Annotated in this window: 18 protein-coding genes and 1 tRNA gene; 13 read left to right on the top strand and 6 right to left on the bottom strand. The window is 54.0% G+C overall.

Going from position 1 to position 21,094, the window contains the following annotated elements; all coding sequences use genetic code 11:
- The first annotated feature begins 184 nt into the window (after nt 1–184).
- From putP to phoH, 5 genes are all read left to right on the top strand, one after another.
- Nucleotides 185–1,669: a sodium/proline symporter PutP gene (putP, locus tag NR195_RS06345; RefSeq protein ID WP_064691416.1), complete on the top strand. Its 1,485-nt coding sequence runs from the start codon at nt 185–187 to the stop codon at nt 1,667–1,669.
- A 189-nt stretch (nt 1,670–1,858) separates the two neighbouring features.
- Nucleotides 1,859–2,683 carry an iron uptake transporter permease EfeU gene (efeU, locus tag NR195_RS06340; RefSeq protein ID WP_031593440.1) on the top strand — a complete coding sequence of 275 codons (825 nt, stop codon included), beginning with the start codon at nt 1,859–1,861 and terminating at the stop codon, nt 2,681–2,683.
- A 52-nt stretch (nt 2,684–2,735) separates the two neighbouring features.
- Complete coding sequence (gene efeO / locus NR195_RS06335; protein ID WP_256844300.1) at nt 2,736–3,851, top strand: iron uptake system protein EfeO; 1,116 nt, start codon at nt 2,736–2,738, stop codon at nt 3,849–3,851.
- A gap of 2 nt (nt 3,852–3,853) precedes the next feature.
- Nucleotides 3,854–5,131, top strand: coding sequence for an iron uptake transporter deferrochelatase/peroxidase subunit (efeB, locus tag NR195_RS06330; protein ID WP_033778976.1), 1,278 nt, complete (start codon nt 3,854–3,856; stop codon nt 5,129–5,131).
- A gap of 571 nt (nt 5,132–5,702) precedes the next feature.
- Nucleotides 5,703–6,491, top strand: a complete 789-nt coding sequence (phoH, locus tag NR195_RS06325; RefSeq protein ID WP_010258505.1) for a phosphate starvation-inducible protein PhoH — start codon at nt 5,703–5,705, stop codon at nt 6,489–6,491.
- A gap of 170 nt (nt 6,492–6,661) precedes the next feature.
- On the opposite strand, the gene NR195_RS06320 is transcribed toward phoH, so the two are convergent.
- The 6 genes from NR195_RS06320 to eptA form a co-directional block, all read right to left on the bottom strand.
- Nucleotides 6,662–6,749 (bottom strand) — tRNA-Ser (locus NR195_RS06320).
- 264 nt (nt 6,750–7,013) lie between these two features.
- Entirely contained in the window at nt 7,014–7,547 is a 534-nt protein-coding gene (msrA, locus tag NR195_RS06315) for a peptide-methionine (S)-S-oxide reductase MsrA (protein WP_031594591.1), read from the bottom strand.
- A gap of 59 nt (nt 7,548–7,606) precedes the next feature.
- Nucleotides 7,607–8,173: a flavin reductase family protein gene (locus NR195_RS06310; RefSeq protein ID WP_031594590.1), complete on the bottom strand. Its 567-nt coding sequence runs from the start codon at nt 8,171–8,173 to the stop codon at nt 7,607–7,609.
- 310 nt (nt 8,174–8,483) lie between these two features.
- Complete coding sequence (gene pmrB / locus NR195_RS06305; protein ID WP_010258517.1) at nt 8,484–9,542, bottom strand: two-component system sensor histidine kinase PmrB; 1,059 nt, start codon at nt 9,540–9,542, stop codon at nt 8,484–8,486.
- Nucleotides 9,539–10,219 (bottom strand): two-component system response regulator PmrA, encoded by a 681-nt coding sequence (gene pmrA, locus NR195_RS06300; RefSeq protein ID WP_010670822.1) that lies wholly within the window; start codon nt 10,217–10,219, stop codon nt 9,539–9,541. Before pmrA ends, pmrB begins: the two co-directional genes overlap by 4 nt.
- Nucleotides 10,219–11,847 (bottom strand): phosphoethanolamine transferase EptA, encoded by a 1,629-nt coding sequence (gene eptA, locus NR195_RS06295; RefSeq protein WP_256844385.1) that lies wholly within the window; start codon nt 11,845–11,847, stop codon nt 10,219–10,221. Before eptA ends, pmrA begins: the two co-directional genes overlap by 1 nt.
- A 453-nt stretch (nt 11,848–12,300) precedes the next feature.
- Here eptA and otsB point away from each other — a divergent pair, with 453 nt between their 5' ends.
- The 8 genes from otsB (at nt 12,301) to cheW (ending at nt 20,950) form a co-directional block, all read left to right on the top strand.
- Nucleotides 12,301–13,089 (top strand): trehalose-phosphatase, encoded by a 789-nt coding sequence (otsB, locus tag NR195_RS06290; protein WP_064691411.1) that lies wholly within the window; start codon nt 12,301–12,303, stop codon nt 13,087–13,089.
- A complete protein-coding gene (otsA, locus tag NR195_RS06285; protein WP_256844299.1) occupies nt 13,086–14,522 on the top strand; it encodes an alpha,alpha-trehalose-phosphate synthase in 1,437 nt (478 codons plus the stop codon). The genes otsB and otsA overlap by 4 nt, the downstream gene beginning before the upstream one ends.
- Before the next feature lie 1,019 nt (nt 14,523–15,541).
- On the top strand, nt 15,542–15,901 hold the full coding sequence (gene flhD / locus NR195_RS06280) for a flagellar transcriptional regulator FlhD (protein ID WP_060680403.1): 360 nt from the start codon (nt 15,542–15,544) through the stop codon (nt 15,899–15,901).
- Nucleotides 15,898–16,476 carry a flagellar transcriptional regulator FlhC gene (flhC, locus tag NR195_RS06275; RefSeq protein WP_010258532.1) on the top strand — a complete coding sequence of 193 codons (579 nt, stop codon included), beginning with the start codon at nt 15,898–15,900 and terminating at the stop codon, nt 16,474–16,476. Before flhD ends, flhC begins: the two co-directional genes overlap by 4 nt.
- Nucleotides 16,477–16,609: 133 nt before the next feature.
- On the top strand, nt 16,610–17,497 hold the full coding sequence (gene motA / locus NR195_RS06270; RefSeq protein ID WP_003849139.1) for a flagellar motor stator protein MotA: 888 nt from the start codon (nt 16,610–16,612) through the stop codon (nt 17,495–17,497).
- Nucleotides 17,494–18,435, top strand: coding sequence for a flagellar motor protein MotB (motB, locus tag NR195_RS06265; protein WP_010258536.1), 942 nt, complete (start codon nt 17,494–17,496; stop codon nt 18,433–18,435). Before motA ends, motB begins: the two co-directional genes overlap by 4 nt.
- 11 nt (nt 18,436–18,446) lie before the next feature.
- Nucleotides 18,447–20,429 (top strand): chemotaxis protein CheA, encoded by a 1,983-nt coding sequence (gene cheA, locus NR195_RS06260; RefSeq protein WP_181955347.1) that lies wholly within the window; start codon nt 18,447–18,449, stop codon nt 20,427–20,429.
- A 23-nt stretch (nt 20,430–20,452) separates the two neighbouring features.
- On the top strand, nt 20,453–20,950 hold the full coding sequence (gene cheW, locus NR195_RS06255) for a chemotaxis protein CheW (RefSeq protein WP_010258541.1): 498 nt from the start codon (nt 20,453–20,455) through the stop codon (nt 20,948–20,950).
- The last annotated feature ends 144 nt before the right edge of the window (nt 20,951–21,094 follow it).

Raw genomic sequence — 21,094 nt, 5'->3', positions numbered from 1 at the left:
GTTAGTGAAATCACTGTAACGCCTGTGTTAAATCCATTGTGCGCACAACGCCTTTCCGGCAGGATACCGCGCCGCTGGGAAATGAGTGACGCCCTGACGAAGAAAATCGGCCCGCTTTGCCCCGTTCCGGCAGGCGGGTAGCTGGCGATTTCTCTGGGATATCAAATAATAAGTGGAGAGACAGATGAGTGTAAGTACACCTTTGCTGGTGACCTTTTTGGTTTATATTCTTGGGATGGTATTAATCGGGTTTGTGGCTTATCGCTCAACCAAAAACTTTGATGATTACATCCTCGGTGGCCGCAGTCTGGGTAGCGTGGTTACGGCACTCTCTGCCGGTGCATCCGATATGAGCGGCTGGCTGCTGATGGGCTTACCGGGTGCGATCTTCATCTCCGGTATCTCTGAAAGCTGGATTGCGATTGGCCTGATTATTGGTGCCTGGCTCAACTGGAAAATTGTGGCAGGACGTCTGCGGGTTCAGACCGAACATCACAACAACGCGCTGACGCTGCCGGACTTCTTCACCAGCCGTTTTGAAGATCACAGTAAAATCCTGCGCGTGATCTCCGCCATTGTCATCCTGGTGTTCTTTACCATCTATTGCGCCTCGGGCGTGGTGGCGGGTGCGCGTCTGTTTGAAAGCACCTTTGGTATGAGTTACCAGACCGCTCTGTGGGCGGGCGCAGCGGCGACCATTCTCTATACGCTGGTGGGGGGGTTCCTGGCGGTGAGCTGGACCGATACCGTTCAGGCGAGCCTGATGTTTTTTGCGCTGATTCTGACGCCGGTGTTTGTGATTATCGCGGTCGGCGGCTGGTCTGATTCGCTGGCGGTGATTGAAGCGAAGAGCCTGGAAAACCTCGACATGCTGAAGGGACTGAACTTTGTCGCGGTGATCTCCCTGCTCGGCTGGGGCCTGGGCTACTTCGGGCAGCCCCATATTCTGGCGCGCTTTATGGCGGCAGATTCGCATCGTTCAATCCGTACCGCACGTCGCATCGGCATGACCTGGATGATCCTCTGTCTGGCCGGTGCGGTAGCGGTGGGCTTCTTCGGTATCGCCTGGTTCCAGAACAACCCGACGCTGGCGGTTGGCGTTAACGCCAATGCGGAGCGGGTCTTTATTGAGCTGGCGCGTATCCTGTTCAACCCATGGATTGCCGGTATTCTGCTGTCAGCGATCCTGGCAGCCGTGATGTCAACGCTGAGCTGTCAGCTGCTGGTCTGCTCCAGCGCCCTGACCGAAGATCTCTACAAAGGCTTACTGCGCAAAAATGCCAGCCAGAAAGAGCTGGTATGGGTAGGGCGTCTGATGGTGCTGCTGGTGGCGCTGATTGCGATCGCGCTGGCGGCTAACCCGGAAAACCGCGTGCTGGGCCTGGTGAGCTACGCCTGGGCGGGCTTCGGTGCAGCGTTTGGTCCGGTGGTGCTGTTTGGTGTCTGCTGGAAGCGGATGAACCGCAACGGTGCGCTGGCGGGCATGATCGTCGGTGCGCTGACCGTGCTGGTGTGGAAACAGTACGGCTGGCTGGGGCTGTATGAAATCATCCCGGGCTTCATTTTCGCCAGCATCGCCATTGTGGTGTTCACGCTGATGGGCCGTGAGCCTTCAGCGGAAGCGCAGCAGCGCTTTGCCGCTGCAGAGGCGGAGTTCCAGACAAAATAAGCGAGGCGTTAATCGCCTGGCCCGTCCCGAAAGGGGCGGGCTTTTTTGTTACAAAGATAAACCACTCAAAGATGAAATTATCTCCACCGGCAACTTGTTTTTTTCTCAGCGATAATGATAATCGGTATCGTTTACACTTTACCTTATTTTACTGTTTATTGACGCTGCTTAACATTCAAGAGGTTGGCGATGTTTGTTCCTTTTCTCATCATGCTGCGCGAAGGGCTTGAAGCCGCGCTGATAGTCAGCCTGATAGCCAGCTATCTCAAACGCACCCAGCGCACCCAATGGTTTCCCGCGATGTGGGCCGGCGTGTTTATTGCCGCCGGGCTCTGTCTGGGCCTGGGTCTGTTCATCAATGCCACCACCGGTGAGTTTCCGCAGAAAGAGCAGGAGCTGTTTGAAGGCATCGTGGCGCTGATTGCGGTGGTGATCCTCACCTCAATGGTTTTCTGGATGCGCAAAGTCGCCCGCAACATCAGGGTCGAGCTTGAACAGGCGGTCGATCAGGCGCTGCAACGCTCAGGTCGTGGCGGTCTGGCGCTGGTGCTGATGGTGTTTCTTGCCGTGGCGCGCGAAGGGCTGGAGTCAGTGTTCTTCCTGCTGGCGGCGTTTACCCAGGATGTCGGTTATGCGCCGCCGATTGGCGCGGTGCTGGGTCTGGCAACCGCGGTCGTGCTGGGAATGCTGCTCTACTGGGGCGGTATCCGTCTTAACATGGCCCATTTCTTCCGCTGGACCAGCGTATTCATCCTGTTTGTCGCCGCGGGTCTGGCAGCGGGCGCCATCCGCGCCTTCCACGAAGCGGGTTTATGGAATCGCTTTCAGGATGTCGCCTTCGATCTCAGCAATACCTTATCGACCCATTCGCTGTTCGGCACCCTGCTGGAAGGGGTGCTGGGTTATCAGGAGACCCCAAGCGTCAGTGAAGTGACCGTTTACTTTGCCTACCTGATCCCGGCGCTGATTCTGTTCTTTATGCCTGCGCGTTCTGCTGCGTCGGCCACTGTGTAATTTGACATTTAACGGGCGCATCTTACGCCTGCAACATGATAGGGAAAGAGAGATGATAATGCGTTTCCGCCGCAAGGCACTGCTGCTTCCTCTGCTGGCGATCTCCGCAACGGCGGCCGCAGCGGTTCCTCAGGTTACCGTAAGCGTCACTGACAAGCAGTGCGAGCCGATGAACTTAACGGTCAAGGCCGGCAAGACCCAGTTCCTGATTAAAAACAACAGCCAGAAAGCGCTGGAGTGGGAGATACTCAAAGGGGTGCTGGTGGTTGAAGAGCGTGAGAATATCGCGCCGGGCTTCAGTCAGAAACTGACCGCCAACCTGGAGGCGGGCGAATATGAGATGACCTGTGGCCTGCTGAGCAATCCAAAAGGCAAGCTGATTGTGCAAGCCGGTGAGGGTGCGGCAAAAAGTGGCACCTCAGCACGTATGCAGCTGGAAGGCCCGATCACCGAATATAAAGCCTATGTGACCGACCAGGTGAACCAGCTGGTGAGCAACACCCAGGCCTTTACTGACGCCGTTGAAGCGGGTGACGTTGAAAAAGCCAAAGCGCTGTTTGCTCCGACCCGTCAGTATTATGAACGCATTGAGCCGATTGCTGAGCTCTTCTCCGATCTCGACGGCAGCATTGACGCCCGTGAAGATGACTATGAGAAGAAAGCGGCCGATCCTAAATTCACCGGTTTCCACCGTCTTGAGAAAGCGCTGTTTGCTGATAACAGCACGAAAGGCATGGCGGACTACGCTAAGCAGCTGAATAAAGATGTGAAAGATTTGCAGGTACGCATCAGCGAACTGGCCTTCCCGCCAGCCAAAGTGGTCGGTGGCGCAGCCGGCCTGATTGAAGAGGTCGCTTCCAGCAAAATTTCCGGTGAAGAAGATCGCTATAGCCGGACTGACCTGTGGGACTTCCAGGCGAACATTGATGGCGCGCAGAAAATTGTCGAGCTGCTGCGACCCATGGTAAGCAAAGCGAACCCGCAGTTGCTGGCCAAGGTTGACGCCAACTTCAAAAAAGTCGATGCGATCCTGAGTAAGTACCGCACCAAAACCGGTTTTGAATCCTATGAGAAACTGACCAGCGCCGACCGTAACGCGCTGAAAGGACCGATCACCGCACTGGCGGAAGATCTTTCATTACTTCGTGGCACCCTGGGTCTGGATTAATCATGAGTCGCAAGGAAGATGACGCGCAGCCTGCGCGTCGTCGGTTACTAAAAGGACTGGGCCTGCTGGGCGGCGCGGCGGCGCTGGGCGGCGGCTGTCCGTTCCATGCCGCTGCCGCCGACAGCTTTTCGCCGGGGACGGTTACGCCGCAGGCCCGACAGCAGATGCAGCCGTTTTATGGTCAGCATCAGGCAGGTATCACGACGCCACAGCAGGCATCGATGATGCTGGTGGCGTTTGATCTGCTCAGCAGCGATAAAGCGGAGCTGGTGCGTCTGTTCCGGTTGCTGACCCAGCGTATCGCTTTCCTGACCACGGGCGGTCCGGCACCGGTAGTCACCAATCCGCGGTTGCCGCCAATGGATTCCGGCATTCTTGGGGCGACTATCGCGCCTGATAATCTGACGATTACCGTGTCGGTCGGCAATTCACTGTTTGATGAACGCTTTGGTCTGGCGCCGCACAAACCGAAAAAATTGCAGCCGATGACTCGCTTTCCCAATGATTCGCTGGATGCCAGTCAGTGTCATGGCGATCTGCTGTTGCAGCTCTGTGCCAACACCCAGGATACGGTGATTCATGCCCTGCGGGATATCATCAAGCATACGCCTGACCTGCTTGGCGTACGCTGGCGGCGTGAAGGCTTTATCTCCGATCACGCCGCGCGCAGTCAGGGGCAGGAGACCCCGATCAACCTGCTGGGATTCAAAGATGGCACCGCCAATCCCGATACCCACAACCCTGCTCTGATGAATCAACTGCTGTGGGTGACAGACGATCAGGACGAACCGGTCTGGGCGCGCAATGGCAGCTATCAGGCTGTACGGTTAATCCGCTTTCACGTCGAAATGTGGGATCGCACGCCGCTGGGCGAGCAACAGACTATCTTTGGTCGCGAGAAATTAAGTGGCGCGCCGCTGGGGATGCAGCATGAGCGCGACGTTCCGGATTACGCCCGTGATCCGGACGGCGAAGTGATTGCGCTGGATGCGCACATCCGTCTTGCCAATCCCCGCACGCCAGAGACGGCAAGCAGCCTGATGCTGCGGCGCGGCTACAGTTACTCCGCGGGTATCTCTGCATCGGGACAGCTGGAGATGGGGTTGCTGTTCGTCTGCTATCAGCACGATCTGGAACGCGGCTTTCTCACGGTGCAGCGGCGCCTGAACGGCGAAGCGCTGGAAGAATATATCCGGCCTTTTGGCGGCGGTTACTTTTTTGTTTTGCCCGGTGTACCAGACGCCAGCCATTATTTAGCGCAGTCGTTGCTGGAAGCCTGATTAAAATTCAACCACTGTGGGCGTCCCTGTTCTGGTCGCCCACGTTTTACGGTTTTCGTGCTTTGCTGACTGAGGTTAAACTGAGTTTTAGCGGTTGTCTGGCATATATAAAATAAGCTAATTCACTGTAATAAAACGCTTTTACATTTTGCCTTAAAAGAAATACATACACGTGATTAGCAATTCTTTTGCCAGCAGGTAAAATTACTATTGCAAAGGCCCAACAAAATGGTGCACTTTATTAAACAGGCGTAATCGGATGTGTTGATGTATCACACTGGAGTTCGCGCATGGGTCGAGTCTTTAATGGAAAGTCACTGTCAGTAAATAGATTGCGCCTGACCGCGAGGGCAATTCTGCCTCGTTATTTCTTCCTTCCTTCAACCATCTCTTTTGTTTTATCGCATCCTGTTTTATCCGGTGTTCAGCTACGCTATTGCGCTGCTGCATACCCACTATCCTGTCCTGTCATGGCTCAAAAGGAAGCCAACTGAAACCTCTAAAGCGTTCACGTTATCGCAACGGGCCACCGGCCTGACGCAGGAAATGAAACCAACTGAAAGGTGCCACTATGGGAAGACAGAAAGCAGTGATCAAAGCGCGTCGTGAAGCAAGAAGAGTGCTTCGTAGTGACTCAAGAAGTCATCGTCAGCGTGAAGAAGAGTCGGTCACTTCGCTGGTGCATATGAGTGGACTGGATGCCATTGGCATGGCGCGCGATACGCGTGACCGGTTGCCGATTGAAGCCCGTAATGAAGCTCAGGCGCACTATCTTAACGCCATAGAGAGAAAACAGCTGATCTTCGCAACCGGTGAAGCCGGGTGCGGTAAAACCTGGATCAGTGCCGCAAAAGCGGCTGAGGCCCTGATTAATAAGGATATCGACAGGATTATCGTTACGCGCCCGGTACTGCAGGCAGATGAGGATCTGGGATTCCTTCCCGGCGATATTTCTGAGAAATTCGCGCCTTATTTCCGCCCGGTTTATGACATTCTGGTTAAACGTCTTGGCGCATCCTTTATGCAATATTGTCTGCGTCCGGAAATTGCCAAGGTAGAGATTGCACCGTTCGCCTATATGCGTGGTCGCACCTTCGAAAATGCTGTGGTAATTCTGGACGAGGCGCAGAACGTCACCGCCGCGCAGATGAAAATGTTCCTGACCCGACTGGGCGAAAACGTCACGGTCATTGTTAACGGCGATATTACCCAGTGCGACTTGCCCGCTGGGGTGCCTTCCGGTCTCGCAGACGCGCTGGCGCGTTTCGAAGAGGACGAGATGGTTGGCATTGTACGCTTCGGCAAAGAAGATTGTGTGCGTTCTGCGCTGTGTCAGCGCACCCTGCACGCGTATAGCTAGCGTTTGATTGAGTAGAAGTGTAGCGCCCAAACCCGGCTCCGGCCGGGTTTTCTTATTGTGGGGCAGCGGCTGCGCACGTGTTCGTTCCCCGGCGGGAGTTATTACGCTCTCTCAGAGTGAAATATGCAAAAAAAAGAGCCTGAACAAAAGTTCAGGCTCTTTTTTGAAGATGGCGGTGAGAGAGGGGTTCGAACCCTCGATACGTTGCCGTATACACACTTTCCAGGCGTGCTCCTTCAGCCACTCGGACACCTCACCAGATTTACTTCGCTGACCGCGATGGGTCAACGGGGCGGTACTATAGGGAGTCGACTGAAAACGGTCAAGCACTATTTTTCTCTTTTGATCTATTCGCTTAAGCTCTGAACGAATCGATTTACTGCGGCATAAAACCCGCCGTTTTACCGGCCACATCCCGCCATACTGATGAGCCCGGTCAGGTGAGTTTTATGGCAGCAAATAAACCGGGGCGGCGTTCTCAACCTCGTTACTGGTCAGACGCTGCCCCGACTGATGCCGGAATCAGCTCTTTACTCTGTTAGCGAAACTTTTCCGCAGCTTCTGCAGTTTCGGTGGAATGACCGCCATGCAGTAGCCGTTGCGCTGGCCCGCGCCTTCCCAGTAATCCTGATGATAAGCTTCAGCGGGATACCACTCTTTCAGCGGCTCAATAGTGGTCACCACCGGCACATCATGGTCAGCCTGAGCGCGGGCAATGGCGGCGCGTGCCTCCGCTTCCTGCTCTGCATTGGCCGGGAAAATGGCGGAACGATACTGGGTGCCAATATCATTACCCTGACGGTTAAGCTGGGTCGGATCATGCGTCACAAAGCTGATATCCAGCAGATCGCCAAAGCTGACTTTCTCCGGGTCGAAGCCAATGCGGATCGCTTCTGCATGACCGGTCGCACCGCTGCAGACCTGCTCATAAGTCGGATTAGGACGGGCACCACCGGTATAACCGCTTTCCACCGACTCTACGCCGATCACATCCTTAAATACCGCTTCGGTACACCAGAAACAGCCGCCAGCGATAACTGCGTATTCGATTGCCATAATAATTTACTCCTGTCAGGTCGAAAGAGGTGAATGGGGGCGCGGCAGAGCGCTTTCAACTAGATCAGCATCTCCGGTTTAAAATCGCCGCTCTTATCCAGTATTTTGTCGCTCATCACGCTGAACCGGCCTTCGCCAGTGTAGTGCAGGGTAGTGGGGTATTCCGGCTGCTCGGCAACGTGCGCTTTAACAATCTCAAAAATAAACAGGTTGTAGTTAGCGACCATCGAATCGTCATAAAGCTGACACTCAAAGCTGGCAAAACATTCGGCAATCATCGGCGCGCCAACCACCTGAGCGGGTTCCGGCGTCAGGCCAAAGGCCTCAAACTTATCAATGCTGTCGCCGTGGCTGTTGCCGATTGCCACAACTTCATCAATCAGCGAGGCAGAAGGAATGTTCAGCACGCACTGACCGCTGTTGCGGATCAGCTCATGGCTGTGGTTCATACCGGCAATCATGCAGCCGACCAGTGACGGAGAAAACTCCAGCACCGTGTGCCAGCCGAGCGTCATGATGTCATGTTGATCTCCGTACTGCGAACTGAGCAGCAGCACCGGTCCGGGCTCAAGGTATTTGCGGGCTTTGCTGACCGGAAAAGCATATTTGTGCATGCGTTGGCTCATGGCATAACTCCTGAAACGGAACGTAGCCATTAAGTGTAGAGCACCGGGCGGATGCAGCAGGCGTGTCAGCGGGCAGAAATGCGAGGTTGATGGCGGTGTCCGGCAGCGCAGACATTTTCAGCGGCAGTGTCGCGAGCTTAAGGTTTCCTTAATATGCAATCGCGATACTGCCTGCTTTAACTGAGGATGATGCTATGAAAACTGCTCCTGTTGCCCTGTCTGTGACTGCTCCGCGTCCGATGAGTGAATATGCTGCACTGCTGATTGCCGCAGCTACGGTCGTTCTGTTCCTCTCCGCCTGGTTCAGCGCTTAAAACTTCACCACGGCACGACAACCGCTTCGGTCGCGGCGGTTCTCTAAGAAAAACTGAAACCGGTGTAACTGGACGATGCGGCTGACGATGCTCAGCCCGAGTCCGATACCGCCGTAGCGACTGTCCATCCGGATAAACGCTTTACTCAGCTCGCCACTTTTACTCTCATCAATTCCCGGACCCTGATCTTCCACCACCAGCATCGGCTGAGGAGCTAACACCAGCTGCACACTGATGGTGCTGTTATCCGGACTGTAGCGATGGGCGTTCTCGACCAGGTTACGCAGCAACATCTTCAGCAGCGTGGCATCACCACGCACAAACTGCTCCTGCGGCAGATCGAGCACCAGCGTCTGCTGATGCGCCTCCAGCATGATACTCAGCTCTGCCTCCATTGGCAGGATCACATCTTCAATCAGCCCCACGTTCTGATAGGTGCCAGAGGTAAAGGACTGTCCGGCGCGCGCCAGATTCAGCAGCTGCGACACACTGTGCGTCATCTGATCCAGGCGCTGCACCAGCGGCTGAACTTTGACATCGCTGTTACGTTCGATTAACTCCAGATGCAGCCGCAATCCCGCCAGCGGCGTGCGCAGCTCATGTGCCACATCGGCAGTGAATAACCGTTCGCGCTCCAGACTGCTGTTCAGACGCGCGACCAGCTGGTTTATCGCCTGCGTCACCGCATCGATCTCCTGAACCTGACTGTGGCAGGCGACGGGATCAAGATTCTCTTCACTGCGACTCTCCAGTTCACGCTGCAGCTGATAAAGCGGCCGGGTAATCCACTTCACCGCCTGATAGCAGAGCAGCAGCGTCAGGGTAATCATCACCAGACTTGGCACCGCCAGGCTGGCTACCGCTTCATGCACTTCACGCTTAACGTGACTGTCCATGTTGCGCTTCTGCAGCTGCGCTTCCACCAGAAACTGAATCTGCTCTTTGCTCTCATGCCACAGCCAGACCACGCTGATCACCTGGAAAACCAGCAGGATCAGACCGATGGTCAGGATGAGACGAAAGCGCATACTGCGATGATCGAAACGTCTTATCATGTTGCCTCACGAACGCCATCCTGCGTCACCAGCGCATAGCCAAAACCGCGCACGGTGCGGATAGCGCTTTTGCCGATTTTGTCGCGCAGATTATGGATATGCACTTCCAGGGTATTAGTAGAAGGCTCGGTCTCCCAGTTATAGATATCCTGGTAGAGAATTTCACGGTGAACCGGATTCCCGGCCTTGAGCATCAGCCGTGACAGAATCGCAAACTCTTTGGGTGTCAGATCCAGCAGTACGTCGCTGAGCGTAATCTGGCGATGGGTCATATCCAGCGCCAGCGCACCCACTCTGACATGACTGTCGCCCTGATTGACGTGGCGGCGGATCAGGGCGCGGATCCGCGCCAGCAACTCATCAAGCGAGAACGGTTTAATCAGATAGTCGTCGGCGCCTGCGTCGAGTCCGGCAATGCGTTCGCTGATGGTGTCGCGTGCGGTCAGGATCAGCACCGGCGTCATCTTCTTCTGCCGCCGCAGTCGTATCAGAAAATGCAGTCCATCTTCATCCGGGAGGCCAAGATCCAGCACCACCAGGCTATACAGGCCGCTGGCGAAATGCGCTTCAGCATCCCGCACCCGCGTAACGCCATCACAGACATAGCCTTCGCCTTCCAGCGCCAGCATCAGACCCTGCAGCAGCAAGGCATCATCTTCAACAATCAGTATCTTCATTAAGGTTGGCTCCGACACGACGTCAAAATATCATCCGCAGGCACATATTCGTGGGTCGCGGTGCCGGTTAATCCCAGCATGGTTGAAAACAGATTATCCTGTGAAAAATCGTCTGTCGCCGCCAGTTTATTCAGACAGCCGCGATTAACCGCATAACGTTTCTGATAATCATCGGAAAGCCAGATCAGCAACGGCACATGTTTCTGGGTGTCCGGCGCGATAGCATAGGGCAGGCCATGCAGGTAAGCACCATTTTCACCCAGGGATTCGCCGTGGTCAGACAGATAGACCAGGCTGGTGGTGAAGCGGTCCTGATGTGCACGCAGTACGTTAATGGCTTTATCGACGATGTGATCCACATTGACCAGCGTATTGTCATAGGTGTTGATCAACTGTTGTTGCGAACAGTCCTGAATCTGGTTGGTGTCGCAGGTCGGTTCAAACTGACGAAACTGTGGCGGATAGCGATGGCTGTAAGTCGGGCCATGACTGCCAATGGTGTGCAGCACAATCACCGCGTTGCCTTTTAACTGACTGATGTACTCATCCAGACCGTGGAACAGCACGTCGTCGTAACACTCACCATCAATACACATGCCGGGCAGGTTCAGGCTGGTCATGTCCTGATGCGGAACGCGATCGCAGGCCCCTTTACAGCCCCCATCGTTCTCATTCCACAACACGCTGATCCCGGCGCGCTGAATAATATCCAGCAATCCCTCCTGATGGGCGGCCAGCACATCATCATAGTGGGCGCGCGGCATGTTGGAGAACATGCAGGGCACGGAAACCGCCGTCGCCGTTCCGCACGAGGTGGTGTGCGGGAAATAGATCACATCATCTTTCGCCAGCAAGGGATTGGTCAAACGACTGTAACCGCCCAGCGAGAAATTTTGCGCACGCGAGGTTTCGCCCAGCACCAGAATCGTCAGGTTAAGTTTGCCACTGCTGCGGCTGGGCTGCAGGTGCGCATCTTCACCGATGCGTATCAGCGGCGCGTTCTGTAACTGCTCATGCTTATACCATGAGAGCGTCGCCGCGATGCTGTTAGAGGGGCTCAGCGCTTTTACCAGCTCGCGGTTGTTACGGAACAGCGAAGCGTAATCTTTATAGAAGAGCAGGGCGATCAGCACAATCAGCGCCGCTGACAGCAATACGCTGAGCAGTCGCGCCAGCACGCCGCGCCACTGCTGCTTTTTGATTCGCGGCCAGAACAGCAGCAACGTCATCAGCACGCCCGAGGTGAGCAGGGTCACAAGCAGCTGTGGCGTAATCAGCGCAAAGGATTCCGAGGCGGTGGTATCCATCATGTTGGTGATCATCGAGCGATCGACCACGATGTTATAGGTGTGAATAAAGAACTGTGCCGAGGCGGAGAGCAGAATAAACAGCGCGGCCAGCAGCCGATCCAGCCAGATAAACGAGGCCAGCGTAATCACGATATTGATCACGCTAAAGGCGACCAGCGGCATCGATAAAAAGACCAGCGTGGTGTGCAGGTCGTTCAGCGGCATCACCGCCAGCACCTGACGGTAATAGGCAACGTTAAGGAAAACCGCGATGTAAACCGCAGCCAGAATCAGCAATGTAAGGCGGCTAATCAGCGGCCTCTTCAGGGTAAACGCCATGTGAGCAGGAACCAGAGTAATAAAAGTGTCACGAGAATGCGCTTTCAATATTAGGAATACCTTAAGAGCCTTAAGCTTTGGGGGGGCCGACTCTGCCGGGTGCGATACGTGCGTGACTCCAGTCAGCAGCGGATCGTGTCTGGCCTGATCATCGGAAGCGAAGCAGAATTGAATGGCGCTTTTATGCTGACTTAACCGCAGCGGCTGGCATGAAACCTGCATCTTTCTGGCATAACCCCTGTTAATGACTACACTTACTGTGAAGATGTTCTCAGTTAGCCAGTATTGTCAGCAATGCGCTTGCAAGTTTGAGGAGAGTGACCTATCCCGTTACCGCGTTTTATCCCTCAATCACCGCTTTATCAGAATTTCCCGCTTGCTGACCTGACTGCGTCAGGACATTCTTGTTTTAACTCAATGTTTTATTAAAATTCGATTTTCAGGAGAAGTAACGTGACCCAAGCGGCAGACACCCATGCCAGGTACCCGACATTAAGCGGCGGGCAGTACGCCTTCTTTTTTGATGTCGACGGCACGCTGGCAGCGATTCAGTCCCGTCCCGAAGCGGTATTTATTCCTGAGCAGGTCATCGCGCAACTGCAGCAGCTCTCTGCACTCTCGCAGGGCGCGCTGGCGCTGGTCTCCGGCAGACCCATAGAACAACTCGATGCGCTGGCCGCTCCCTGGCACGGCCCGGCTGCGGGCGTACATGGTGCAGAGCGCCGTGATGCAGAGGGTAATCTGCAACGCATCAGCCTGCCGGTCGAGGTGGAGCAATCGCTCAGGGCGGAATTGCAGAATGCTATGGCATCCTGGCCTGGCACCCAGCTGGAGGTAAAAGGCATGGCTTTCGCTCTTCACTACCGCCAGGCGATGCAGCATGAGCAGGATGTGATGCGACTGGCTGAACAGTCAGTGAAACGTTTTCCCGGACTGGCGCTTCAGCCGGGGAAATGTGTGGTAGAGATTAAACCGGCAGGTATCGATAAAGGCGCCGCAATCAGCGACTTTATGCAGCAGCCCCCTTTTGCCGGACGTACGCCGGTCTTTATTGGCGACGATCTGACGGATGAGAAGGGCTTTCTGGCCGTGAACGCACGGCAGGGCGTCTCGATCAAAGTCGGAGAAGGTTCCACCCAGGCCCATTATCGGCTTCATGATGTCGATGCGGTTTACGGCTGGCTGGAAAGAACATTATTACTATCAGATCAAGACAACGTCGGTAAGGAGTTTAGGTTATGAGTCGTTTAGTGGTTGTTTCTAACCGTGTCGCCATGCCCGATGGGTCAAAAACCAGCGCTGGCGGTTTGGCCGTCGGTATTCTCGATGCACTGAAAAGCACCGGTGGACTGTGGTTTGGCTGGAACGGTGAAATCAGCGAGTACACAGGCGAAGAGGTAGAAGAAGTCACGGTTCAGGAACATGAGGGTATTGAGTATGCCTCGTTCCCGCTGAGCCAGAACGATTACGATCTCTACTATTGCCAGTTCTCAAACACTGTCATCTGGCCCGCATTCCATTATCGCCTTGACCTGGTTCAGTTCCAGCGGGAAGCCTGGGAAGGGTATTGCGACGTTAACGATGCGGTGGCACAGCGTTTAAAACCGCTGATCAAGCCGGATGATATTGTCTGGATCCACGATTATCACTTTTTACCGTTTGCAGCCGCGTTGCGTCGGGCGGGCATTAATAACCGTATCGGCTTCTTCCTGCATATTCCGTTCCCGACGCCTGAAATATTTAATGCGCTGCCGCCGCACAAAGAGCTTCTGGAAATGCTGTGCGAATATGACCTGCTGGGTTTCCAGACCGAATCGGATCGGGTGGCCTTCCTCGACAGCGTCAGCCAGCTCACTCAGCTGCAGAATAAGGGCGACAAAAAACATCGCGCCTTTGGCAACACCTTTATGACTGAGGTTTATCCCATCGGGATTGAGCCAGACAGTATTAAAGAGATGGCCGAAGGGCCGCTGCCACCAAAAATGGCCGCCATGAAGAAAGAGCTGGGCGATGCACGCAATATTATTGCCTGCGAACGTCTCGACTATTCCAAAGGTCTGCCTGAGCGTTTTCTTGCCTATGAAGCGCTGCTTGAGAACTTCCCGCAGCATCGCGGCAAAATTCGCTACTCGCAGATTGCTCCGACCTCGCGCGGCGATGTGCAGGCGTATCAGGATATTCGTCATCAGCTGGAGACCGAAGCAGGGCGCATCAACGGTAAATACGGTACGCTGGGCTGGACCCCGCTCTACTACCTCAACCAGCATTTTGACCGTCGCCTGCTGATGAAAATCTTCCGTCTGACCGATGTCGGTCTGGTTACGCCGCTGCGTGACGGTATGAACCTGGTGGCGAAAGAGTACGTGGCTGCGCAGGACCCGGATGATCCCGGTGTACTGGTGCTGTCGCGCTTTGCGGGTGCGGCTAACGAGCTCACCTCCGCGCTGATTGTAAATCCGTATGACCGTGATGAAGTGGCCGCCGCGCTGGATAGGGCGATTACTATGCCGCGTACCGAAAGGATTTCACGCTACAACGACATGATGTCGGTATTGCGTAAAAATGATATTACCGCCTGGCGTGAAGGCTTCCTGAAAGACCTGGAGCGCATTGAACCGCGCAGCGTTGACCACAACACGGTTAACAAGGTCGCGACCTTCCCAAAACTCGCCTGATATCTGTTCTGACTCAGGTTATGAAAGCAGCGGCGCCTCTACGGCGTCGCTGCTTTTTTTTCGGCCCAGGTCACAGAAAACTCGCCTGCTATCTGTTAATGACCGTTTGCTACGATTCTACGCTGATAACGTCAGTGGCTGCCCGGAGTGGCCCGATAAATGCAGGTAAGCCCGGAAATCCCCGTCCTGTCAGCCCCTGCCGCTTTCTTTACCTTCTTTACTCAAGTTTCTCTTCAGGCTGCCGATAGTGATAGTGCCAACGCATAACCCTTCGTTAATTCATTCGACTTTCTTATATAACCCCTTGTTACACTGGGAATCAGAGTCTGTACACCCGGTCACCACTGTTAACGCCAGGTTGCCAGAAATCTGACCTGCTGCCGTATAAACCTTAACGATTTCATTACTCACCCTCTGCGATACTCCCCTTAAGTAACTAATTTAAAAGCAAATAACCGCACGTCGCAGCAGCATAATATGCTGATAACCTTTCTTTGGGTGGTTCTAAATAGGGTGTTAAAACGATTAACACCCGATATTCATTCCGGACTGCGCAAAGCGTCGAATAGCGATGCTTTTACCCCCTATTAAACCTTTCTCAGGACAAATTGGACTTAAAATCGGGCTTTTTTGCTCAAAAAATGACCAGTCGGTAAGTAATGGTAAAGGGTTGCTGAAGAAATTTGCGTTAAAAGTGTGATCTGCGTCACACTTTATCTAAAATTTCACATCACTGTCGTTGTATGTCGAAATCAGACGATATAGATTTGCGTTGTTTTCGGAATAGTCCTAAAAAATGTAAGAAGACGTCACGGAAGATGTCCAGAACTCGAAAATAAAATGGCATGGATTTTCGACCTTCGGTGGGTCTGAAACCCACACAAAAATGGAAGGCGAAAACGGTGACATTAACGTTACGTGAAGTTTTTTTTGCCATCTTTTGATTTAACAAACAGCAGCTCGAACCGCAGATTTATTCTGCGATACAGTTACGTCGCATCTCTCAGGATGGAAAAATAATGGGCACCTCTGAAGTACTGAAACATATTTACGATCTCAACTTGTCTTATTTACTGCTTGCGCAGCGTTTAATTAACCAGGATAAAGCTTCTGCAATGTTTCGCCTCGGAATTGACGAGAAAATGGCGAATGCATTATCTGAATTAACATTGCCTGAGATGGTAAAAATGGCGGAAACCAATCAACTGGTTTGCCAGTTTCGTTTTACCGATAGCAGCACCATTAATCGCCTGACGCAGGAATCACGCGTGGATGATTTACAACAAATCCACACCGGCATTTTATTATCGAGCCGTTTACTGCGTAATGCGTCTAAAGATAAAGATGATGCACCTGCTAAAAAGAGAGCAATGTCATGAGTGAGAAAAGTATTGTTCAGGAAGCACGTGATATTCATCTCGCGATGGAGCTCATTACATTAGGTGCCCGCTTACAGATGCTTGAGAGCGAAACCCAACTGAGCCGCGGTCGTCTCATTAAGCTCTATAAAGAATTACGTGGCAGTCCGCCACCGAAAGGTATGCTGCCGTTCTCTACGGACTGGTTTATGACGTGGGAGCAGAACATTCATGCTTCTATGTTCTGTAACGCCTGGAAGTTTTTGCTGAAAACCGGGTTGTGCAGCGGCGTCGATGCCGTGATTAAAGCTTACCGCCTGTATCTTGAACAGTGTCCTCAATCGGACGAGGGCCCGCTGTTGGCGCTGACTCGTGCCTGGACCCTGGTCCGATTCGTTGATAGCGGTATGCTGGAACTGGCAGATTGTAAAAGCTGCAACGGCAGCTTTATTAATCATGCGCATCAGCCGGTTGGCAGCTTTACCTGCAGCCTGTGCCAGCCACCATCACGGGCAGTAAAAAGACGTAAACTTTCTGCAGAACCTGCCGATATGTTTCCACAACTGCTGGATGAACAGGTTAAACACGCCGTTTAAGTTTGTTCGCACTGTGGAAGCCATCCAGCAGCGGTTAATACCGCTGCTTTTTTTTTGCTTGCGGTTCAGGAATAACATCTGCGGCTCTCTGGCTTAACTTCCACCAACACGTTACGGACGTAAGGATTTTTTTGTGCTGATAATTATAGGTTACCTGATTGTTTTAGGCTCCGTGTTGGGCGGATATGCGCTGGTAGGTGGCCATCTGGGCGCGCTTTATCAGCCAGCCGAATTATTAATGATCGGCGGTGCCGGTGCCGGTGCTTTTTTAGTCGGCAACAACGGTAAGTCGATTAAAAAAACGCTGAAGGCGCTGCCTAAATTATTTCGCGGCTCCAAGTACAACAAAGCGGTTTACATGGATTTGATGGCGCTGCTTTATCGCCTGATGGCGAAGTCGCGTCAGCAGGGCATGTTATCGCTGGAACGCGATATTGAAGATCCCAGCCAGAGTGAAATTTTTGCTAATTATCCCCGCATTCTTGCCGATAAACAGTTAGTGGATTTTATTACTGACTATTTACGCCTGATGGTGAGCGGCAACATGAACGCTTTTGAAATCGAAGCGTTGATGGATGAAGAGATTGAGACCTACGAACACGAGTGTGACGTACCAGCGCAAAGTATTGCTGCAGTGGGTGATGGTCTTCCGGCATTCGGTATCGTCGCCGCGGTAATGGGCGTGGTCCATGCACTGGCTTCGGCCGATCGTCCGGCCGCTGAACTCGGTGCGCTGGTCGCGCATGCGATGGTGGGCACCTTCCTGGGCATCCTGCTGGCCTACGGGTTTGTCTCTCCACTCTCGTCAGTGCTGCGTCAGAAGTGTGCGGAAACCACCAAGATGATGCAGTGCATTAAGGTGACATTGCTTTCGAGCCTGAATGGTTACGCGCCGCAGATTGCGGTGGAATTTGGTCGTAAGACACTCTATTCCGCCGAGCGCCCGTCGTTCAGCGAACTGGAAGAGCACGTACGTAACGCCAAGAACCCGGCTAAACAGACTTCAGACGAGGCTTCATGAAACACGGCAATCGCCCAATTGTGCTGATCAAAAAGCGCAAACATAAAGGCCATGAAGGCAGCCACGGATCGTGGAAGATTGCCTACGCCGACTTTATGACGGCGATGATGGCCTTTTTTATGGTGATGTGGCTGCTCTCAATCGCCAACCCGCAGGAGCTGGTGCAGATAGCAGACTACTTCAAAACACCGCTGAAGGTAGCGATTACCGGCGGGGCGCGCAGCAGCGACAGCGAGAGCCCGATCCCCGGCGGCGGTGATGATCCGACCAAAAAGATTGGCGAAGTGAACAAAGTCGTCGATATGGACGCCCAGAAACGCAAGCTGGATGAGATTCGTCTTAACCGGCTGCGTGAAAAGCTCGACCAGCTGATTGAAGCGGATCCGCGTCTGAAAGCGCTGCGCCCGCATCTGATCATCAACATGGTGGAAGAGGGGCTGCGTATTCAGATTATCGACAGCCAGAATCGCCCGATGTTTAAGACCGGTCGGGCCGAGGTTGAGCCCTATATGCGCGATATTCTGCGTGCGATAGCGCCAGTCCTTAACGACATTCCGAACCGCATCAGCCTGGCCGGACATACCGATGATTTTCAGTATGCCAGCGGTGACAAAGGCTACAGCAACTGGGAACTGTCGACAGACCGTGCTAACGCCTCACGCCGTGAACTGGTGATGGGCGGCTTAGACAGCGGAAAAATTTTACGGGTGTTGGGTATGGCCGACACCATGCGCCTGAAAAATCGTGGCGGTAATGACGCCGTTAACCGCCGCATCAGCCTGCTGGTGTTGAACCACGACACCGAAGCGGCAATAGAAAAAGAGAACGCAGAAAGTGATGCCGTCCAGATCAGCGATCCGGCGGCCATTGAACAGATTACCGCACCTGCAACACCAGGCGGCGCGGTGAATACAGCAGCCCCCTCACAGCCGAGGTGATTCCCGTGAGTATGGACATCAGCGATTTTTACCAGACGTTTTTTGATGAAGCCGATGAGCTATTAGCGGATATGGAACAACACCTGTTGGGCTTAGACCCGCAGGAGCCAGATTCGGAACAGCTTAACGCCATCTTCCGTGCCGCTCACTCCATTAAGGGTGGGGCCGGAACCTTTGGTTTTACGGTATTACAGGAAACGACTCATATCCTGGAAAACATTCTGGATGGTGCTCGTCGCGGCGAGATGCAGCTCAGCACCGACATCATCAACCTGTTTTTGGAAACCAAAGATATTATGCAGGAACAGCTCGATGCTTATAAAACCGCGCAGGAGCCTAACGCGGAGAGCTTCAAATATATCTGTGAAGCGCTGCGCCAGCTGGCGCTAGAGGCCAAAGGTCTGCCGGTTGATGTTCCGGCCAGTGTTGCCACTGCCAGCGCAGAACCGGCCAGCACCAGCGGCCTGCGTGTACAGCTGATCGATCTCAAAGAGAAAGAGGTCGATCTGATGCTGGAAGAGATGAGTAATCTCGGCACCCTGACCAACGTACAGAAAGGCAGCACCACGCTGGATGTCTGCATTGATGGCGTCGGTAAAGATGACATCGTGGCGGTGCTCTGCTTCGTCATCGACGAAGCACAGATCCGCTTCCCGGCAGCAGACGAAGCCGTTGCCGCGCCAGTTGCTGTTGCTGCCGAGGCCGAACCGGTGGTGGAAGACGTTCACACTGCCACCGTCACCGAACTGCCGGTGGCCGCAGTGAAGCGTGAAAGTAAGCGCGTCGCGGCCCCTGCCAAATCGAGCGAATCCACCAGCATCCGTGTTGCGGTGGAGAAAGTCGATCAGCTGATCAACCTGGTGGGCGAACTGGTGATTACCCAGTCAATGCTCGCTCAGCGTTCCGGCGAACTCGATCCGGTCGCGCACGGTGACCTGCTGAACAGCATGGGTCAGCTGGAGCGTAACGCCCGCGATCTGCAGGAATCGGTGATGTCGATTCGTATGATGCCAATGGAATATGTCTTCAGCCGCTTCCCGCGTCTGGTGCGTGACCTGGCCAGCAAACTCGGCAAAGAGGTCGAACTGACGCTGCTGGGCAGCTCAACCGAACTCGATAAGAGCCTGATTGAGCGCATCATCGATCCATTAACGCACCTGGTGCGTAACAGCCTTGACCACGGTATCGAAACGCCAGAGAAACGTCTGGTGGCCGGTAAAGTGGCAACCGGTAACCTGACGCTTTCAGCGGAACATCAGGGCGGCAACATCTGCATCGAAGTGTCTGATGATGGAGCCGGTCTGAACCGTGAACGTATTCTGGCTAAAGCCCTCTCATCGGGCCTGCCGGTTCACGAGAACATGAGCGACGAAGAGGTCGGCATGCTGATCTTCGCACCGGGCTTCTCTACCGCAGAGCAGGTGACGGATGTTTCAGGACGCGGCGTCGGTATGGACGTGGTGAAACGAAATATTCAGGAGATGGGCGGTCATGTCGAAATCGCCTCGAAGCAGGGCAAAGGCACCACCATTCGTATCCTGCTGCCGCTGACCCTGGCCATCCTTGATGGGATGTCCGTTCGTGTGGCCGATGAAGTCTTTATTCTGCCGCTGAATGCGGTGATGGAGTCGCTGCAACCGCGCGCCGAAGAGCTGAAACCGCTGGCCGGTGGCGAGTGCGTGCTGGAAGTGCGTGGCGAATATCTGCCACTGGTCGAGCTGTGGAACGTCTTTGATGTGCAGGATGCCAAAACCGAGGCCACTCAGGGCATCGTGGTAATCCTGCAAAGCGCGGGCAAACGTTACGCGCTACTGGTCGATCAGCTGATTGGCCAGCATCAGGTGGTGGTGAAGAACCTGGAAAGTAACTATCGCAAAGTGCCGGGCATCTCTGCCGCCACCATTCTTGGCGATGGTAGCGTGGCGCTGATTGTTGATGTTTCAGCACTGCAATCACTTAACCGTGAAAAACGTGTGGCTGGCGCTGCCGCCTGATTGATAACGAAAGGGTAAATAACATGAATGGAATGGCAACCGTGACAAAAATCGCTGGCGAAACTGTGGGTCAGGAGTTTCTGGTCTTCACGCTGGGCGACGAAGAGTACGGCATCGATATCCTCAAAGTTCAGGAAATTCGCGGTTACGATCAGGTAACGCGTATCGCAAATACCCCTGAATTTATCCGCGGCGTCACTAACCTGCGCGGCGTTATCGTGCCGATTATCGATCTGCGCGTGAAGTTTGCGCAGCCCGATGTTGAGTACAATGAAAACACCGTGGTTATCGTGCTGAATCTGGAAAATCGCGTGGTCGGTATCGTGGTTGACGGCGTCTCTGATGTGCTGTCGCTGACCCAGGATCAGATCCGTCCTTCACCGGAGTTCGCTGTGACCATGTCCACCGAGTACCTGACCGGTCTGGGTGCGCTGGGCGATCGCATGCTGATTCTGGTCGACATTGAGAAGCTGCTGAGCAGCGACGAGATGGCGCTGGTGGATAACCTGCGTAGCGCGTAATTGAATCATCACGGGCCGGTTATGGCTGGCCCGTGATAGTTTCACAGAGCGATAATTCCTTTCTATTCATAGAATAAAGCCGCATTGCACTCTAATTTCCCGCTGTCACCTGCCGATAATCCCTCAGTCACTTTAATTACCTAC

It is taken from the genome of Pantoea sp. Ft-CA_14, from assembly GCF_024520875.1.
Taxonomy (GTDB): domain Bacteria; phylum Pseudomonadota; class Gammaproteobacteria; order Enterobacterales; family Enterobacteriaceae; genus Pantoea; species Pantoea agglomerans.
This window is presented reverse-complemented; position numbering and strand designations above follow the sequence as displayed.

Coding starts and splice junctions, on each gene's coding strand:
- putP (WP_064691416.1), top strand. CDS start 185: ATGAGTGTAAGTACACCTTTGCTGGTGACCTTTTTGGTTTATATTCTT.
- efeU (WP_031593440.1), top strand. CDS start 1,859: ATGTTTGTTCCTTTTCTCATCATGCTGCGCGAAGGGCTTGAAGCCGCG.
- efeO (WP_256844300.1), top strand. CDS start 2,736: ATGATAATGCGTTTCCGCCGCAAGGCACTGCTGCTTCCTCTGCTGGCG.
- efeB (WP_033778976.1), top strand. CDS start 3,854: ATGAGTCGCAAGGAAGATGACGCGCAGCCTGCGCGTCGTCGGTTACTA.
- phoH (WP_010258505.1), top strand. CDS start 5,703: ATGGGAAGACAGAAAGCAGTGATCAAAGCGCGTCGTGAAGCAAGAAGA.
- msrA (WP_031594591.1), bottom strand. CDS start 7,547: ATGGCAATCGAATACGCAGTTATCGCTGGCGGCTGTTTCTGGTGTACC.
- NR195_RS06310 (WP_031594590.1), bottom strand. CDS start 8,173: ATGAGCCAACGCATGCACAAATATGCTTTTCCGGTCAGCAAAGCCCGC.
- pmrB (WP_010258517.1), bottom strand. CDS start 9,542: ATGATAAGACGTTTCGATCATCGCAGTATGCGCTTTCGTCTCATCCTG.
- pmrA (WP_010670822.1), bottom strand. CDS start 10,219: ATGAAGATACTGATTGTTGAAGATGATGCCTTGCTGCTGCAGGGTCTG.
- eptA (WP_256844385.1), bottom strand. CDS start 11,847: ATGGCGTTTACCCTGAAGAGGCCGCTGATTAGCCGCCTTACATTGCTG.
- otsA (WP_256844299.1), top strand. CDS start 13,086: ATGAGTCGTTTAGTGGTTGTTTCTAACCGTGTCGCCATGCCCGATGGG.
- flhD (WP_060680403.1), top strand. CDS start 15,542: ATGGGCACCTCTGAAGTACTGAAACATATTTACGATCTCAACTTGTCT.
- flhC (WP_010258532.1), top strand. CDS start 15,898: ATGAGTGAGAAAAGTATTGTTCAGGAAGCACGTGATATTCATCTCGCG.
- motB (WP_010258536.1), top strand. CDS start 17,494: ATGAAACACGGCAATCGCCCAATTGTGCTGATCAAAAAGCGCAAACAT.
- cheA (WP_181955347.1), top strand. CDS start 18,447: ATGGACATCAGCGATTTTTACCAGACGTTTTTTGATGAAGCCGATGAG.
- cheW (WP_010258541.1), top strand. CDS start 20,453: ATGAATGGAATGGCAACCGTGACAAAAATCGCTGGCGAAACTGTGGGT.